15 protein-coding genes, 5 tRNA genes and 3 pseudogenes are annotated in these 16,437 nt (G+C 35.8%); 11 read left to right on the top strand and 12 right to left on the bottom strand.

Annotation, left to right across the window (positions count from 1 at the left end; genetic code table 11):
• Nucleotides 1-136 precede the first annotated feature (136 nt).
• Both F3H00_RS01000 and F3H00_RS00995 read left to right on the top strand, forming a co-directional pair.
• Nucleotides 137-355: a helix-turn-helix domain-containing protein gene (locus F3H00_RS01000; protein ID WP_021092485.1), complete on the top strand. Its 219-nt coding sequence runs from the start codon at nucleotides 137-139 to the stop codon at nucleotides 353-355.
• A 252-nt stretch (nucleotides 356-607) separates the two neighbouring features.
• Nucleotides 608-757 (top strand): annotated as a pseudogene (locus F3H00_RS00995) (IS1595 family transposase); the annotation flags it as partial.
• A 14-nt stretch (nucleotides 758-771) separates the two neighbouring features.
• On the opposite strand, the gene F3H00_RS00990 reads toward F3H00_RS00995, so the two are convergent.
• The 9 genes and pseudogenes from F3H00_RS00990 to F3H00_RS00950 form a co-directional block, all read right to left on the bottom strand.
• Nucleotides 772-1,638, bottom strand: coding sequence for a TIGR01777 family oxidoreductase (locus tag F3H00_RS00990; protein ID WP_148799507.1), 867 nt, complete (start codon nucleotides 1,636-1,638; stop codon nucleotides 772-774).
• A 100-nt stretch (nucleotides 1,639-1,738) separates the two neighbouring features.
• Nucleotides 1,739-1,843, bottom strand: a pseudogene (locus F3H00_RS10450) (hypothetical protein); the annotation flags it as partial.
• A gap of 644 nt (nucleotides 1,844-2,487) precedes the next feature.
• Nucleotides 2,488-3,246 carry an aspartate carbamoyltransferase gene (locus F3H00_RS00985; RefSeq protein WP_148799511.1) on the bottom strand — a complete coding sequence of 253 codons (759 nt, stop codon included), beginning with the start codon at nucleotides 3,244-3,246 and terminating at the stop codon, nucleotides 2,488-2,490.
• 237 nt (nucleotides 3,247-3,483) lie between these two features.
• Nucleotides 3,484-3,744: a hypothetical protein gene (locus tag F3H00_RS00975; RefSeq protein ID WP_148799515.1), complete on the bottom strand. Its 261-nt coding sequence runs from the start codon at nucleotides 3,742-3,744 to the stop codon at nucleotides 3,484-3,486.
• Nucleotides 3,745-3,748: 4 nt separating this feature from the next.
• Nucleotides 3,749-4,018 (bottom strand): hypothetical protein, encoded by a 270-nt coding sequence (locus F3H00_RS00970; RefSeq protein ID WP_148799518.1) that lies wholly within the window; start codon nucleotides 4,016-4,018, stop codon nucleotides 3,749-3,751.
• The gene (locus tag F3H00_RS00965) at nucleotides 4,015-4,224 is read right to left on the bottom strand and encodes a helix-turn-helix transcriptional regulator (protein WP_103593408.1); all 210 of its coding nucleotides are present in this window, start codon (nucleotides 4,222-4,224) and stop codon (nucleotides 4,015-4,017) included. Before F3H00_RS00965 ends, F3H00_RS00970 begins: the two co-directional genes overlap by 4 nt.
• Nucleotides 4,225-4,485: 261 nt before the next feature.
• Nucleotides 4,486-5,148, bottom strand: a complete 663-nt coding sequence (locus F3H00_RS00960) for a hypothetical protein (RefSeq protein WP_148799520.1) — start codon at nucleotides 5,146-5,148, stop codon at nucleotides 4,486-4,488.
• A 7-nt stretch (nucleotides 5,149-5,155) separates the two neighbouring features.
• Nucleotides 5,156-6,376 carry a tyrosine-type recombinase/integrase gene (locus F3H00_RS00955; RefSeq protein WP_148799522.1) on the bottom strand — a complete coding sequence of 407 codons (1,221 nt, stop codon included), beginning with the start codon at nucleotides 6,374-6,376 and terminating at the stop codon, nucleotides 5,156-5,158.
• 190 nt (nucleotides 6,377-6,566) lie between these two features.
• Nucleotides 6,567-6,642 (bottom strand) — tRNA-Ala (locus F3H00_RS00950).
• Nucleotides 6,643-6,748: 106 nt separating this feature from the next.
• On the opposite strand from F3H00_RS00950, the gene F3H00_RS00945 reads away from it, so the two are divergent.
• The 7 genes from F3H00_RS00945 to F3H00_RS00920 all read left to right on the top strand — a co-directional run bounded on the left by F3H00_RS00945 (nucleotide 6,749) and on the right by F3H00_RS00920 (nucleotide 10,436).
• A tRNA-Gly gene (locus F3H00_RS00945) sits at nucleotides 6,749-6,823 on the top strand.
• An 8-nt stretch (nucleotides 6,824-6,831) separates the two neighbouring features.
• Nucleotides 6,832-6,918, top strand: a tRNA-Leu gene (locus F3H00_RS00940).
• Between the two features lie 6 nt (nucleotides 6,919-6,924).
• A tRNA-Cys gene (locus tag F3H00_RS00935) sits at nucleotides 6,925-6,998 on the top strand.
• A gap of 32 nt (nucleotides 6,999-7,030) precedes the next feature.
• Nucleotides 7,031-7,186, top strand: coding sequence for a hypothetical protein (locus F3H00_RS10265; protein ID WP_167496266.1), 156 nt, complete (start codon nucleotides 7,031-7,033; stop codon nucleotides 7,184-7,186).
• Nucleotides 7,187-7,244: 58 nt separating this feature from the next.
• Nucleotides 7,245-7,334: transfer RNA gene (locus F3H00_RS00930), tRNA-Ser, on the top strand.
• A 157-nt stretch (nucleotides 7,335-7,491) separates the two neighbouring features.
• Nucleotides 7,492-8,754, top strand: coding sequence for a tyrosine-type recombinase/integrase (locus F3H00_RS00925; protein ID WP_149703653.1), 1,263 nt, complete (start codon nucleotides 7,492-7,494; stop codon nucleotides 8,752-8,754).
• A gap of 62 nt (nucleotides 8,755-8,816) precedes the next feature.
• Nucleotides 8,817-10,436 carry a tyrosine-type recombinase/integrase gene (locus tag F3H00_RS00920; RefSeq protein ID WP_018137157.1) on the top strand — a complete coding sequence of 540 codons (1,620 nt, stop codon included), beginning with the start codon at nucleotides 8,817-8,819 and terminating at the stop codon, nucleotides 10,434-10,436.
• 295 nt (nucleotides 10,437-10,731) lie between these two features.
• Here F3H00_RS00920 and F3H00_RS10260 read toward each other — a convergent pair whose 3' ends face one another.
• The gene (locus F3H00_RS10260) at nucleotides 10,732-11,187 is read right to left on the bottom strand and encodes a hypothetical protein (protein ID WP_018137156.1); all 456 of its coding nucleotides are present in this window, start codon (nucleotides 11,185-11,187) and stop codon (nucleotides 10,732-10,734) included.
• A 302-nt stretch (nucleotides 11,188-11,489) separates the two neighbouring features.
• Between F3H00_RS10260 and F3H00_RS00910 the strand changes: the two genes are divergently transcribed.
• Nucleotides 11,490-12,086: a site-specific integrase gene (locus F3H00_RS00910; RefSeq protein WP_223155214.1), complete on the top strand. Its 597-nt coding sequence runs from the start codon at nucleotides 11,490-11,492 to the stop codon at nucleotides 12,084-12,086.
• 574 nt (nucleotides 12,087-12,660) lie between these two features.
• Here the strand turns inward: F3H00_RS00910 and F3H00_RS00905 are convergent.
• Nucleotides 12,661-13,194, bottom strand: coding sequence for a hypothetical protein (locus F3H00_RS00905; RefSeq protein ID WP_149703651.1), 534 nt, complete (start codon nucleotides 13,192-13,194; stop codon nucleotides 12,661-12,663).
• Nucleotides 13,195-15,580, bottom strand: a pseudogene (locus F3H00_RS00900) (molybdopterin-dependent oxidoreductase).
• Nucleotides 15,581-15,897: 317 nt separating this feature from the next.
• Here F3H00_RS00900 and F3H00_RS00895 point away from each other — a divergent pair.
• Nucleotides 15,898-16,389 (top strand): response regulator, encoded by a 492-nt coding sequence (locus F3H00_RS00895; protein WP_223155213.1) that lies wholly within the window; start codon nucleotides 15,898-15,900, stop codon nucleotides 16,387-16,389.
• Nucleotides 16,390-16,437 lie beyond the last annotated feature (48 nt).

The following is a 16,437-nucleotide window of genomic DNA, read 5'->3' as shown; positions in this document are numbered from 1 at the left end:
GCTCCTTTAAATATGTAAATAAGTATTTTTTTAGTGAATTATATACTTAATTAAATATATTGTCAAGTCTTAATATACTTTTTTAATGATATTTTGATATTATTAGCTAATTAAATAATTATATAAAAGGGTAAAAATGGATAAAAAAGAATTTAATGATTTATTAAAACGTGCAAATTTATCAAAAAAGGGCTTTGCTGATTTGCTTGGAGTTTTACCCTCGTCCGTAAATAATTGGGGTAGTTCTCAAAATATCCCTTATTGGGTAGAGCCTTTTTTAATTAGCTACATCAAAGCTAAACGCTACGACGAAATAAAAGCGATATTTGATGAGATAGAAAACAAAGAGGATTAATATCATTTTGTAACGAGTTGGTCCGTTACATGTAACGTTACACGTGTTACCGATAGGGGTGACACAGACGCACCCTAGGGTGTCAGCTGTGATGACATCCTTTAAAAGCTACCTAAATCTAACTTACCCAGCTCAACTTTGATCTTGGCTCTAACTACGTAAAATACGATATTCTTTAACATTTAGGGGCGTTTTTGATCTAACTAGATACGCCCTTTTAAAAAAGCTGCCGGTATTTAATTCCCCCAGCTCAAAATTACGCTATTTAAAGGGATAAGGAAAGAGAATTTCTTATTACATTTAAAGGAATGTGAATTTAAATATGATACTAAAACTACACAGGAAAACTTATATCAGAAACTACTAAAATTGATAAGAGAAAATCTGCTTAAGTTTTGTTGAGCCTTTAAAAAATCTCAGCTTAAAATTTCACTCAAAGCAGCGTTTAAATCACCAAATTTAAACTCAAAGCCCTGTTTTAGTAAATTTACAGGTCGCACATCTGCACCTTCAAGCAATATCGCCGAGCCTTCGCCAAATTTTAGCTGCAAAACAAAGCTTGGGACATTAAAAATGGCTGGGCGTTTAAGTGTGTTTGCAAGGGCCTTTGTGAAGCTTTCATTGGTAGCAAATTCTGGCGAAACAAGGTTAAAAATACCTGAAATTTCACGATTTAGCACAAGCTCATAAGCTTTTAGCAAATCGTCCAGATGCACCCACGAAAAGCTCTGCTTTCCGCCTGCCAAAACGCCGCCAAGACCTAGCTTAAAAATCGGTAACATCTTAGCCAAAGCACCGCCCGTTTTGCCATCAACCCCTCTGCCAAGCACTACGCCAAGCCTAAAAATCGCCGTTTTCACGCCAAGCTCACTAGCCTTTAACGCTTCATTTTCCCAAGCCACCGCCAATTTTCCCAAAAATCCTTTATTAAAATTCTGCGAACTTTCATCGTGTATTAAACCGCGCTCATAAATGCCAACCGCCGAAGTTGAGATGAAAATTTTGGGCTTTTTTGAAGTCTTTGAAAGTGCCAAAACAAGGTTTTTCGTACTTGCAATTCGGCTATTAAAAAGCTCATTTTTATAGCTTTGACTCCATCTTTGCGAGATGTTTGCACCAGCTAAATTTATTAGAGCATCACACTCTTGCAAAATCTCAGTCAAAGCTGAAATATCTGCATAAATCTCACGCTTTATTTTTAAAATTTCATGCCCTTTTGAAGCTAAAAACTCACACAAATTTGAGCCAACAAAACCACTCGTGCCATTTATCGCTATTTTCAAGTTTGTCCTTATCAAATTTTCTTAATTGCAATTTTCACTTTGCTTCAAAGCGTGTATTTTAAGAAGTTCATCCTTTTTTGGTTTTTTAGATTATACCAAGCATGATTTTAAATCTCTCTGACAAGCAATACTTTAAAAGTGAAGTGTCTTTGTAGTCTATAAAATCAATCTTTGCTTCTGTAAATTTGCAATTAACCCATCTCACTTTTTTGTAAAAAAATTTCTCATTTTTAACCTTAATGTAAATATTTTTAGCCCCCTTGATAATTAATTTTTTCACTTAAGGATAAAGGGAGATTTTTTGTAACAAAAAGGTCATTGTAGGGTAGTTTTACAAGGGCACACTATACGTTCGTTTTCTTAAATTGTGATTTTCGCTCGTGCATGGCTTACGTGCTAAGCTCTAGCCCCTCGGTGCTGGCTTTGATTTTTGATTTTAAAAGATAGACAAAAAACGTTAAAAATATGGCAAGCGGTGGCAATCTCTGCAATACCCTTTTTTATAAAAACTTAAGCAAGCAAAAAAAGGGCTATTTTGGCTTAAGGTTAAAAGCCGTTTTTATTTTTTTGTAAAGCGATGAGGTAGATTAAATCTAGGTCATCTTTTAAAGCTGGCTACGTTTAACGTATGGAGCTTTTACAAGGCTCAAGCTTTGGTAATAGGGTTGTTTGGGTTTCATTGTTAGCGCTAGTTTGACGGATAGCCTATTTTTAGGGGTCGGCTCGTGTCCTTAATTTTAAGGGGACGGACAAAGCTCACATTTAGGGGGCTTTGCTACGTAAGCCAAAAATTAGGCTAACGCATAAAAATATCCGTGTGTTGAGGTAACGAGCCAAAATCTCGGCTGGTTATGCTCTTAGCTCTCTTTTGTTCTCTTTTGACTTGTAGGGTTTGATCGTGTCTTGCTCTTTAGTGGTCTTATCCAGTATGGATTTAAACTCATCTAGGGCGTATGGGAGTTGCAAATTTAGCCTTTGTTTGAGTGGCAAGGGGTTATCTTTGCTTTTGGGATTTATGCTTACTACGGCTTCGGCTCGGTAGATAGGCAAATTTAGATTATTCTTTTTTGCTTTGTCATAAAAATACACCCTGGTTAATACATCGTTGTTTTTTAGATACTTGGTATTTTCAAAGCTAATAACCTCATCACAAAAAGGGTCAAGGTTAAAGGGGCTATCCTTATCAAAACAAAGGTCAAGCGATGAAACGTTATTTATCACGCCTAGGAGCTCCGCTATTAATTCTTTGGGTGGAGGTGTCTTGTTATATTGCCTAAGTCCATAAACTTCAAATAACGCCTTTTGTGGCTCATTGCCTGCGTTTTTTAATGTAGCGTAGAAAATAGGCAAATCGCTAAGCATATAAATATTAACTATCTCATAATCTCGAAACTCATAACGGCGTTCTATCTTGACGGCTTTTGCTGTTTGCTTATCCAGCTTTAGCCATTTTTTGCCATACTTTCGAGCGATTGACTTTAAAAGGTCGATTTTTTTATGGGTCTTTTGAATGATAGCTTTTTTGTAAAATGTAGCCCTTATCGTGTCAATGTAAATTTTAATCTCGGCTGGGTTGATAATGCTCTCAACTTCTGCTAAAATATCCACGTTTGTAACCTTGTTAAGGGTGGCTAACAGCTCCACCCTTTTTATTTTTATTTTAAATATTTATTAGCTTTTGCCCTCGCTTCTGGTGTGTTTTTAATGCTCCACTCTTTAAAACGCTGAGGGTTACCCTCTTTTTTCATCCATTCGTCTTTTAATACTCCCTCGCTTTTTAATCTGCCTAAATACTGATTAGCGTTGCTTATGTGTAAGCATTCGGAGGCGGTAACTTTGCCATATTTAGCTATTAGCTTTAATATCGTTGTTTTGTGCTTGCTTGTATTCATCGTTGTATCCTTGCTCCGTTAGTTCTCTTACTTGCTTTCTTAGGTTTTTGTTGATGTAAAATAGGTCGTAAGCCATATTTATTAGCCCTTGTGGTGCTTCTTTCACACTCGAAACGCCATAAGCTCTTAAATGGCTAGTAAATTCTTTTATCTTTTGAGGCTCGATAGCGATTATCGCTCCGCCTTTGCCTGCTGTTGTAATTTGAAGTTTCATCTTATTAACCTTTCTTGCGTTGAGGTGCATTACTCGACGGCTTAAAATTTAGCCGTCGTATTTCGTCCTCTAGTCCATTAATCTCTCTTGCTAGCTGTAGCGATGTATCGTAAAAGCTAAGGGCTACATCTAACGCCTGCTTTGTTTGTTCGCTTATCTCGTCGTTGCTTATGGCTTCGGCTAGGCTTGGTATTCGCTCTTTTACTATTAGCATAAAGCCTAAATAAAAATCCTCTTCGCTTAACTTATCGTATCTTGGTTTTAGGGGCTTCATCTTTCGCCCCCTTGCTCTGGTGTCGCTCCGCCTTGCTTTTTATACATAAAGGCTTCGAGGTCATCACGTTTAAAGCGGATAGTTTGATTTGTGTAAATGATAGGTTTTGGGAAGTCGCTTGATTTCTTGTATCTGTAAAGTGTTGATACTCCTATGCCTAAAAACTCCGCTGTTTCTTTTGAATTTAGTAGGGCTTTGTTTTGCATTTTTAATCCTTTTATATGTAATTTTTCTCAAATGGTTAAGCCTGAATGCTTGCAAGCTTGATATGCTTAAGTTGATTTGATGTAAGAATATTAATAAATAAAAATGTTAATAGCTAGTGTAAAAGTGGCGTTAAAATCGATGTTAGAAAAATAAAAGATGTTTATTTTTTAATGTAGATTTTTAAAAAATTTCATTAGTTTTAATGTAAAAAATAAATTTCTTACATTGCTTTTGATGTAAGAAATTTTTAGAGGTGTTTTTTATGCTTCTCTGTCGGATTTTATCCGTATATTTGGCTTATTGTTAAAAATATTTCTTATAGTAACCCTTAATTGTGTTATTGCTTTGGCTAACTCTATGGGACTAATATTATTCTTTTTTCTTTCGTTTAGAAGTTCAAAAAAAGCTTTATCAAATTTTTTGTTTGCTATTGTAGGCGTAATATTTTCATCTTTTTCATAACAATCAATTTTTAAGTAAAGTGCGTATATTAAATCATCTATGTTTTTACGCATTTTTATCTCATCAGGATACATAGCCTTTTGGTCCTCTTCGTCAATATCTTCACCCATAAAAAAATCCTCTTTTATATCATATAATGTATTAATAGCTTTTTCGATTTTTTTAAGTAGGCGTTCATTTCTTGTTTGTTTGCGTTCTTTTTTCTTGGCTATGGCTTCTAAATCTTGAATGTATTTATTTATGGTAAATTTGGCGGAATAATCTACGTAAGAATTGCCCTCAGTATTAAAATTTTTTAAAAAAATTAAACTTTCTTTTAACTCATAAATGCTAGTCTCGCTTTGAAATTGTGGGTATCTATTTGCATATCGCGACAAAAAATTTAATAACTCATCTTTTAACATTATTTTATTCCTCTCCATTTCTAATAATTCATTTAAGTCAATTTTGTTCTCTGTCATTGTTCTTTTACTCTTTTTCTAAACTATCTAAATAATCGCTCCACCATTGCATAAGCTCGGCGCGCTCGTCCAGCCTTTGGCTTCGATCGTAAATTGCTTTTACACTCGTTCGCTCTTTATGGTCTAGGCAAAGCTCTATCACGTCGCTACTAAAGCCGTGATTTTTGATGTTTTCATTTAGTAGGGTGCTTGCTGTCGTGCGTAAGCCGTGAAATACCATCTCATCTCCAAAGCCTAACCGCTTAATCGCCTGGTTGAGGGTGCTATCACTTAGCGGTCTTGTCGCACTTATGCCACTAGGAAAGACAAAATCGCCCCTTTTATGCTCCAGCATTGTTTTTAAAAGCTTCTTTACTTGCTTACTGATAGGCATATAAAAAACTTCTCTTAACTTCATCGCTTCGGCTGGAAACGTGATTAAATTATTCTCAAAATCCACGTATTGCCATTTTAGTTCTCTCACGTTTGCACTACGTAAAAAGGTATGCACGCCAAATATTAACGCCTGCTGCGTGCAAAACGAGCCTTGATAGTCCTGCATTGCTCTTAATAGCTCTTTTAGCTTGCTTGGCTCGGTTATTGCCTTGTAGTGGTTATTTGATGAGGTCTTAAAAGTATCATTAAAAATAATATCTCGTGTTGGATTGTGTTCGATGTAGCCCTTATTTACTGCCAAATCTAAGATTTTGCGAAGTAGCCTAAATGTTCGCTCTGATGTTTCGTGTGTTATGCCCTTTTTGATTTCTTGTGCTTGTATCTGCTCGATTACTTGCATATAATCTCTACGCTTTAGAGCGGTTATCTCTTTACTGCCTAAATAAAAGATGAGATGATTTTTTACACGCCCTATTTGCTTCTTAGTCGATACGAGGCTTTTGCTCTGCTCTTTTTCTATCCACTCATCGGCTACATCTTTAAACGTGATAGCCTTTTGCTTTGCTGTGGCTAGCTGTAAATCTTCGCCCCTATTTCTTAGCCTTTCAAGCTCCAAAGCTTTTGTTCTTGCTTCTGCTAGCGTAATGCTTGGATATTTGCCTAGCCTGATCTGTTTTGTCGTTCGCTTCTCGTCGCTCTCTTGATATTTGAAATAAAAGGTCTTGGTAGTTTCTTTTTTGGTTTTATATGCAAGCACATATAAAAATTTCACTCCGTCATCTTTTATCCACTCACGAATTTTATTTTTAAGTGTAAATTTTTTTAGTGCTAAATCGTTCGCAAAGCTTGCCATTTCGTAACCCTTAATTTTGAGTGTAAAAAGTTAGAAAAATATTTTTTTACACTCAGATATACACTCAAAAGAGTGATATTAGATGAAATGCAATGATAAGAGATGAGAGCTTAAAAAGTAGTAAAAGCCGTAAACTTGGGTTTTGAAAAGCTTTTTTTGACAAGGTTTGAAAACCCCTGAAAACGTCTGTTGGTGGAGTTAAGCGGGATCGAACCGCCGACCTCTTGAATGCCATTCAAGCGCTCTCCCAGCTGAGCTATAACCCCAAAGTGGATTTTGATATTTTATCTTTTTATGCCTTACAATATTTTGAAATTAGTTTTAGTAAAATAAAATTTTAAGCAATTTTTGGATAATATTACAAACTTTAACGCGGGAATAGCTCAGGGGTAGAGCACAACCTTGCCAAGGTTGGGGTCGCGAGTTCGAATCTCGTTTCCCGCTCCATTAACTTAGCCCGAGTGGCGGAATGGTAGACGCAAGGGACTTAAAATCCCTCGGTAGTTTTTACCGTACCGGTTCAAGTCCGGTCTCGGGCACCACGATATGGCGACATGGCCAAGTGGTAAGGCATGAGCCTGCAAAGCTTTGATCCCCGGTTCGAATCCGGGTGTCGCCTCCAAACTTCAAAAATAACTACTCGAAGGAATAACAGTGAGAAATTTATTTTTAGCAGCTTGTATAGCTTTTTTTGTAGCTGGTTGTTCAAATACTTGGCATGGTGTAAAAGAAGATACTCATAATGCTAAAGAATGGACCAAAGAAAAGATAAATGATGGAGCTACATATATTAAAGAAAAAACAGAGTAAATTTTATAGATTATAGTAAATTTTAAGCAAAGTTGGTTATAATCACAAATCTTTAATTCGGGAGATGGCTGAGCGGTCGAAAGCGGCGGTCTTGAAAACCGTTGAGGTGTGAAAGCCTCCTGGGGTTCGAATCCCTATCTCCCGGCCACAACCACTCTTAAAATATATCTTCAGATATCTGTATTTCAGCATTTTTAAGTAGCCTATATCACCATATTTTCGTCTCAAATTTCGGACGATTTTATTTTGTTACACCGAATTTGGATTTCTGTTACATCGTTTGCTTATTAGATTAGGAGTTTGCAATGACTTCTAAATTAATAACTCGAATCAAAAATAGACCAAGCTACTACTATTTCGATAAGGCCTTGAAAAATGATAAAATTATCACCGTCAAATATTGCCTATTTACGGACAATGAGTTTGAGGCCAAAGCCATCGCTTTAAAAATAAAAAACGAAGCCGATAACAGACGTAATTCTGTTCAAACCAAAAAATTTATTGATTTACCGTTAAGATACAAGATACGCAACATTCAAAAAAATATTAAAAACAAATCGCATCGACTACCGACGACCGAATATAAAGAAATATTTGAAAAAGTTATATCGGGCATTTATGGGATTACCAAAGCCGACAACGATATGTTTATCGATAGAAAAGAATGTCAAGAAAACGATAGGGCAAAGAAAACACGAAAATCGATAAAATTTACGGATATAGCATCCAGATACGCTCAAAACGAAAGTAAGAAGTCAAATAGTAAAAATACCGGATACTATCAGAGGGTAGCCAAAGCACTTGACATTTATTTTAAGCACAAGCAGATAACCCAAATTTCTTACCAAGACTGCGAGGATTTTCAATTACATCTCTTAAATAATAAAAGGCTTAACAAAAAGACCATCAATAACTACACGTGCTACGCAAGTAGAATGTTTGACTATGCTATCAAAATAGGCCTTATATCTCAAAACCCGTTTAAGCTTTTAAGCTCGTTTAAAATTTCCAAAGATCAAAAATCGCCGAAGGATAATTTTAGCATGGACGAACTGATTAAGATTTTTAAGACGGATAAAAAAGAGCTTAAAGATTATATGGCGTTTGCCTTGCACACTGGACTTAGGCTTAGCGAAATTTGGAGCTTAGATGAAAGTAGCGTAAGCGAGCGAGACGGTATTAAAATTATCAAAGTTCAAACTGCCAAGCAAAAAGGCGGAGATGTTAAATTCAGAGAGCTGCCGATACATAAAAATATATATCGTCTAAGCGATATGAAGTGGTTAACGAAAATAAAAAAAGGTAAAAGCGATTGTAATTATCTTGGAAAAAGGCTTAACAAACATATTCATGCCGTTTTGCCGGACTCCAACGTAAGCTTTCATAGGCTAAGGGCAAATTTTGCGTCCGCTATTAAAAATTACTCCTTAGAAAATGGTTTTACGGATGTTACCTCGGTACTACTCGGGCACGCTACCGATCTAGCGACAGACGTATACGCCAAGGATATCTCGCTAAAAGCAAAGTTAAAAGCTATGAATGGTCTAAATATATTTTCCAGTCTCTAGCGATGAAATTCTATTGAATATCTTTAGCTAGTTATGTATAATTTGGCAAAAAGAGGTGAAATATGAAGAAAGAGATTTTAAATTTACTTGACGAAGAAAACGCAGACTTCGGTAGGCTTTATGAGTTTTACTCTGGCATAGAAAAGGCTTTTATAAACAAAACAGACAATATCAAGATGGGCTTTATCGGAAACACCCTAGATAAGGAGCAGCTTGAGAGAGATATGGACTATTGCGTAAAGAATTATGACAGAAATAAAAAAGACAAAGATAAATGGCGAAAAAGAGCGAATATTTTAAAAAAATTAAACAACTCAATACCTACCAAATATTACCTTCAAGTCGTTTTCAAAGATACTGCAATGAAAATTCAAAGCGTCATGAATTCGGTTAACGAACTTGATGTGCAAAATGAGCCAAAAACAGGCGTAATAGATCTTAAAAATTACGATATACCAGAAGAAGTAATAAAGTACGGCATTTTAACGGATGAAAAAGTAAAAGGCGGCAGATTTATCAATAATCAATTTGTACCCGACAATATTGCGGGGTACTTAGAGAGCGAAACACTTAAAAAAATACCAAAAAGTAAAAAACAACTATTGCCTGCAAATAATGAACTTAAGCCAGAGATAGATTTGCTTGAAACATATGAGTTGTATGAGATGCACGAAGGGGATAAACAGATGTATTCTGATGATACGTTGGGGAGATACAAAAAGGACGTTGAAAGATTAGTAGAATATATGAAAAACAACAATATCTATGAATTAAAGCAACTGCGTGCACAAAATTTTCAAAAGCATATAAAAGATAAAACCAGTAAGGGAAATGCAAATAATATAATAGGCAGACTAAGAAAATTTTTTAATTACGCAGTGCAAGAAAAATATGTGAGTTGTAATCCGTTTGAAAAACTTAGCAACTATAAAGTGGATAAAAATACAACGGATAAAAGAAATTTTACTCTCGATGAGTTAAAAGAATTATTTAGCGGTAAAAATAGCGGCATACGAAAAGAGCTATTAGATTGTTTAAGATTTTTATTATTAACGGGTGTCAGGACGGAGGAATTTTATAATTTAAATAAAGATAGTTTTTATACGGATTGCGATCATCCGTTTTTGAAGGTAAAAACCGCGAAGCAAGGTGCCGATAAGATATTTTATAGAAACATACCATTGCATACATTATTAAAAGATCTCTACAAATACGACTGGATTGCAAAAATTAAAAAAATATATTCAAATAAAGGAACTTTGTCCAAAGCTCTCAATGCCGAAATAGATAAGGTAATAAAAGATAATACGGTAAGCGTCCATAGACTTAGGGGAAATTTTGCTAACGCGATTGATGAGTATTTGTATTCTAGGGATTTTATCGAATATCAAGACACTTTAAAAAATTTAATGGGACATTCGAAAAGGCTAAGGAAAGACGATATCGAAGATCAAGTAAAATATAAAATAACCAAAACTATACTTGGTTATGCACCCGATATGACACAGGGTACATACTCGCAATCCGAGTATGCGGATCCAAAAATATTAGCAATACGAGGGCTTAATGTCTTTGAAGATATTTTTGAATATTTGAATATCCCAAAAAATCAAATCGGACACGTAAAGCCTAGAAAATCTAGAAAAACAAAAAATAAACCCATCGCCATGATTGCAAAATAAGATAAGACACCGTAATCTGCCGAATTTTGATAAAACTTAGTATGTAGACATGGGTATAAAATCGGTTTTTCGGTTTGACTGGTAGTCGCAAGCCCAAATTTAAAGCTATACCCAAATAGCCCCGCTATTATGGCAAACAGTTCGCTTCCGGCTATCACTAGCTCGGCTCCGTCTTTTATATCTCTTAGCACGGGTTTTATGGAGGCTAGTTTTATTTTTGAGCTTGCGGTTTTCTCGTCTTTGCTCGGCCCTTCGGCAGCTTTTGCTATGCTTGCGTATTTTTTTATCGTTTCTATTATGCTTTTATCTCAGCAGGCAAATTTTCGTCAAGCTTTTCTGGAATCGAAACGTATAAATTTTCCTTGCTTCTAGTTAATAAAACATAAATTTTTCTATAAAATAGCTTGCGGTCGTTTTTTAGCGTCGTTTGCAGAAACGGCAAAAAGTTGTGTATAACGACGTTTTGCGCTTCAAGGCCTTTGATAGATTGCATCGTAAGCACATCTATGTTTTTATCTTTTGGTAAGGCGTATTCTTTTATGCCCTCGACCGATTTCTTACTATTGCTTAAAACTACGCTAGTTTCGTTTACGGGCAAGGACTCTAAAACGCCTCTAAGTTGCGCAAAGTCATCCATCGCCTTTATATTCACGCTTCCGTCTTGCAGTACGCATTCGATATCTTTCAAAAAGCTTTTATCTAGGTAAAAGCTGTTTTTATAGTAGGTATTTATGGTACTATCGTTTTGCAAGATTTCAAATGCGCATCTAGCGATATTTGATGGTATTCGGTAGACGTTTTTTTTAGATTTTTTACCCGCCCTCTCATGTCTATGCGCTCAAATTTTGGATGATGAAAGATATCTGCGATGCTATTCATCGTATGGGGGTAAAATTTCTGCGCCTCATCTATAAAAAAACACGCAGTCCTTTATCTCCTCGTAAATAACCCCCATAAATCTGGCCGGCATATCCTGTGTCTCGTCGCAAAGGACGTAGTCGATCGGATGCTTTGCTAGGTGAGCGCTAAATTTAGCTCTAAATTCGGCTTAAGGTGCTACCTTACAGCAAGGATGAAGCCAACACTATCTTTAAAATAGTCCAAAATTTTAAAGAGACTAACACAACACCTAGCAAACGCATAAGTGCAAATGATTTATACTATATAACCATGATAGCAGCATATAGTGGTATGAGGATAAATGAGATAGTTCGGCTAAGAGCACGTGACATCGTGCAGCACAATAACGTGCTTTGCTTTAGTATAAATAGAGATGATGGCAAGAGTACTAAAAATATAAATTCCATAAGGCTTGTATCAGTTCATAGTAAGCTAATAGAGCTTGGACTAATGGAGTTTGTAAAACAAAGAGCTAGCTCAAACAAAAGCATCTTTAAAGTAAGCAATAAAGACTTTTCTGAAATTTTTAGATCTCAAATACAACGAAAACTAATAAGCAACGATAAGCAAAAGACTTTTTACTCTTTTAGACACTATTTTATAGATACGCTTGTCCAACAAGAAGTAGAGCCAAATATCATAGCTCAAATAGTAGGACATGAGAAACAGTATAAAATTTTACTTGGAACCTATGCTACAAATATAAATGCTAGTGTGTTAAAAGCAAAAGTTGAAATGGTAAGTTACTAATATATCTCATAATACATTTTATTACGTAACTTTACTTAGGTATACGTGTTTTACTTCACTATGCCTTACCATACTTAACCTAACTTCACTATACGTAAAATACGTATACTTACTTTACTATATGTAATTTACGTTACTATACTTAAGTATACCTATTTTACGTAGTTTTACTTTAGTATACGTGTTTTACCTTACTGTACTTCACTATACGTGTTTTACGTGGTTTTACCTTATGTAACATTACGTAAAATTATGCTACCATACACTTTAATTATCTAGATTCACTTCTATTAAACATCAACATTTTTATATGTTGATAAACTTACTTAGCAAGCTCGGGCCGAGCTTGCTGTAAGGTCTTGGCCAGACGGGCAAAATTTTTATTTGGAAAGATACAGCTTAAACAAAACTTTATCCATTCAAGATAACCTTTGTCTATAAAATGTATAAGTTTTTTTGGAAGCTTATTTGAAGATATAAAGTTGCCAACCAAACTCTTTTTTGTTTGAAGCTAGCAAATATTTGATTTTATAATAGGCCAAATTTAGATTTTTTCCAAATTTGGCCTAAAATTTTAATCTTCTTCTTTTGCGATCCCATCTTTTGCAAAGGCTTGCAAAAAGCGTAGGATTCTAGCTTTTTCTTCATCGTTTATTTTGGCAAATGTTTGCATAGCGGTTAGATATGCATCCCATTCGTTCATCAAATGCTCTTTTGGTTTATGAGCCGCGTGGCATGAGCTGCAAGTGTCATAATAAACAAGCTCGGCCTCTTCCCATGAAGCGTAGCTATTCTCATTTAATTTTTTGCCGTCTATTAGGTACTGCGCCTTCGGCTTTGCCTCCTGATTTTTAAGCATCAAAAAGGTTATCAACGGATCCTTTTTGTAGGCTAAGATATTTTTGTTATCGGTAACCTCTCCGCTAACTTCGATAAGCGATAAATCACCCTCTTGCTTTATAAATTTTACGGGCGTACCTTCGTAAATTTCACCTACGACCTCTTTTGTTTTAGGATCAAGCAAATCGGCCTTGATATCAAAGATAAACATATCTTTTGCAAAAACAAAATTTGCCAATACTGCCGCTAAAAATAGAATTTTTCTCATTTATGCTCCTTTTATTGTTGGTGTTTTGATGCCGGCATAAGCCTTAGCATCAGCTTTTTTGATAGCCACCAAGCAAGTATTTATAGAAGTCGCCTGAGCCATAGTCGAAGTAGGTCTTGAGCTGGTTAATAAATTTACATGTCCTGCGTTACATCTTGGGTTTTTATCTGTTAAATTTTCAGGATCATACCAAGCACCTTCGCTTATCGAAACGACGCCCCTCATAATATCTTTGCTTACGACGGCTCCTGCTAAAATTCTACCCCTGTCGTTATAGACTTCAACCGTATCGCCGTCTTTTATGCCAAATTTTTTAGCATCTTCATCGTTTATAAGCACTGGCTCTCTATTTCCTACTTTATATGCTTTTCTTACAAAAGAGTTATCAAGCTGAGAGTGGATGCGATATTTTGGGTGAGGACTTAGCAAATGAAGCGGATATTGTTTTGTAAGTTCGCCACTGCCAAGCCATTCTGCAGGCTCAAACCACACAGGATGCCCCTTAAAATCATCAAGTTTATAATCAGCAAATTTTTGCGAGAAAATTTGAATTTTACCCGTTTCCGTAGCCAGTTTATTTGCTACCGGATCAGCTCTAAATGCGGAGTGACGAACAAATTTCTTTGCCTCTTCGCCAGGCTCAAAGTACACGTATCCTTTTTCCCAAAATTCATCAAAACTTACGTAATTAACGCAATCGCTTCTTTCATAAAAGCTTCTTATGATCTCCTCTTTGCTCTTGCCGCTTGTAAATTTACGATGCTCTTTTTCGCCCACCATTTTTGCCATCTGAGCAAAAACGTCATAATCGTTTCTGGCTTCAAAAAGCGGCTCTATAACCTTTCTCATCGCATAAACATAATCTTGCGAGTAAGAGCCGCCATAGCTTATATCGTCTCTTTCAAGCGTGGTCGTAGAAGGAAGCACTATATCGGCCATCTTTGCCATTGACGTCCACCAAGGCTCATGAACTACCAAGGTATCAAGCTTGCGGATAGCCTTTATAAGTTCATTTGTATCTGGATGGTGTCCCAAAACGGTTGCGCCCGTTATATACATGACTTTGATATCTGGATAGGTTATCTCAGAGCCTTTAAATTTAATCTTTTTACCAGGATTTAGCAAAGCTTCGCTAACTCTTGAGGCTGGGATATTCGCATCTACTTTGTTTTTACCTTGCAGCAAGCCTACCGGCAAACTAACGCCTGAAAACGCTTGTCCGCCGCCGCTATAATGCATAGAAAATCCAAATCCGCCGCCGGGAAGTCCGACTTGCCCTATCATCGAAGCTAGCACCATAAGCATCCAGTCGGCCTGCTCTCCGTGCTGAGCTCTTTGCATAGCCCAGTTGCCCGCTAAAAATGTGCGATTTTTTACAAAAGTATCGACAAGCGCTTTTATAACGCCCTCTTCAATGCCTGTTATCTTTGCTGCCCATGCAGGAGTTTTTTCTATCATATCTTCGCTCTTACCAAGTAGATAAGGCAGGAATTTATCAAATCCAAAAGTGTATTTTTCGATAAATTCTTTATCATATTGGTTGCTTGTATATAGATAATGGCGCATTCCAAGCATAAGCGCCACGTCGGTATTTGGGCGAATTTTAATCCACTTGGCGTTAAATTTCTTTGCTATTTCCGTGTATTGCGGATCAATCGTGATAAATTTTATTCCCGATTTTGCATATTTTTCAAAATAAGGATTATTTCCGCGATTTGCTATTTTGCAGTCGATTTGATTGCATTTAAATAAATCAGCGCCCCACATTACGTAAACTTTCGTATTTTCAAGCATTACTTCATGTGCGGTTTGAGGAGAATAAACTTCCAAATCTCCAACGATAGTTGCATTTACTCTGCCTGCAGCGCCGTTACTATACTCGCCGTCAGTTCCTACCGCTCCGACAAAAGCGGTATTAAAAAATCTGCCCGCCACGGAGTTGCAGTTGTGAAGAAGACCTGGATGTCCCCAGCCGCCATAGCTTGCATTATAAATTTCATCCGTCTTTACGCTTTGAAGCTTTTTAACTATTAGCTTCATCGCCTCATCCCAGCTTACTCGCACAAATTCCTCTTTGCCGCGAAGCCCGGGAGCGTTTTTACCTTCTAGGTAGCTTTTTTCTAACGCAAGGATATTTTATTCTTGTATCAGAATAAACCCTATCTATCCATGCCTAGTTTCCGGGATATTTGGGGTCTTTATCAGATACCTGCGGTCTAATTTTCACTATCTTTCCGTTTTCATCGGCGTCGGCGTAAAACGCACCTAAATTTGAAGCGTGCGGTATGCTTTTAATCTTACTCTCCTTGGCCATAAGGGGATTTGAGCAAACTACTGCCGTAGCCGCAGCAGATGTCTTTAAAAAATCTCGTCTTGAAATTGACATCTTGTCTCCTTAAATTTCAAAATTTCGCCGCCATTATATTAAATAAATTCATTTTAATTTCATTTTTAAAATTAAATTTAGCTTATTTATTGGATAATAAATCAAATTAAACTTATAAGGATTTTAAATTACATCAAGAATAAAAAGACTTCAAAAGCTCTGTGTGTTAGTTGTTTGTAGCGACGAAAATTTAATCGAAAAATAAGGCTAAACAAGGATAAATTCTTAAATTTATATTTTATAGATTTTGATTACTTTTTGAATTTTATCTTAATTGCAATACAAATTTAGATGTCATAATTATCGACCTGGACCCTTTGTTTGAGAATAAAGAAGAAATTGATTTCTTTAATATTTCATCCATCTCGCCGAATCAAAAATTTATATTTTTAGCAAAAAACAAAAAAGTCTATTCTAAAATTTTAAAAAATTTTCGCGGCGGAAGTTCTGCTATATTATTTAAGCCTATTAAAACAAGCGTTTTGCTCGATAGTATCGATATGCTATCTCCTAGCCAAGAGGCAAGCTTTTTAATGCTAAACAAAGAAATTAAGATAAATCTCGAAAAAGAGCAAATTTATAAAAATAACGAACAAATTTTTCTAACAAATTTACAACATAAGCTGATCTTGCTCCTAGCCCAAAACGTAAATAATATAACCACCTTTTCAATGATAGAAGAGATAGTGTATCATAATAAAATGAGTTCAAAAATAGCTATGCAAAATTTAGTAGGCGTGTTAAAAAGAAATTTAAATCTTGATATAAAAAATGTGCATTCAAAGGGCTATATTCTTAACTCCTATTGACTTTTGTTTTGCCCTAAGTTTGTAAGCAAGCCAGTGTAAATTTACTTA

The sequence above is a fragment of the Campylobacter concisus genome (genome assembly GCF_902460845.1).
Classification (GTDB): domain Bacteria; phylum Campylobacterota; class Campylobacteria; order Campylobacterales; family Campylobacteraceae; genus Campylobacter_A; species Campylobacter_A concisus_X.
This window is presented reverse-complemented; position numbering and strand designations above follow the sequence as displayed.

What these genes read in the sequence shown, in the direction of transcription:
- F3H00_RS00955 (WP_148799522.1), bottom strand. Translation starts at nt 6,376, where the DNA reads ATGGCAAGCTTTGCGAACGATTTAGCACTAAAAAAATTTACACTTAAA.
- F3H00_RS00965 (WP_103593408.1), bottom strand. Translation starts at nt 4,224, where the DNA reads ATGCAAAACAAAGCCCTACTAAATTCAAAAGAAACAGCGGAGTTTTTA.
- F3H00_RS00905 (WP_149703651.1), bottom strand. Translation starts at nt 13,194, where the DNA reads ATGAGAAAAATTCTATTTTTAGCGGCAGTATTGGCAAATTTTGTTTTT.
- F3H00_RS01000 (WP_021092485.1), top strand. Translation starts at nt 137, where the DNA reads ATGGATAAAAAAGAATTTAATGATTTATTAAAACGTGCAAATTTATCA.
- F3H00_RS00920 (WP_018137157.1), top strand. Translation starts at nt 8,817, where the DNA reads ATGAAGAAAGAGATTTTAAATTTACTTGACGAAGAAAACGCAGACTTC.
- F3H00_RS00970 (WP_148799518.1), bottom strand. Translation starts at nt 4,018, where the DNA reads ATGAAGCCCCTAAAACCAAGATACGATAAGTTAAGCGAAGAGGATTTT.
- F3H00_RS00975 (WP_148799515.1), bottom strand. Translation starts at nt 3,744, where the DNA reads ATGAAACTTCAAATTACAACAGCAGGCAAAGGCGGAGCGATAATCGCT.
- F3H00_RS00960 (WP_148799520.1), bottom strand. Translation starts at nt 5,148, where the DNA reads ATGACAGAGAACAAAATTGACTTAAATGAATTATTAGAAATGGAGAGG.
- F3H00_RS00925 (WP_149703653.1), top strand. Translation starts at nt 7,492, where the DNA reads ATGACTTCTAAATTAATAACTCGAATCAAAAATAGACCAAGCTACTAC.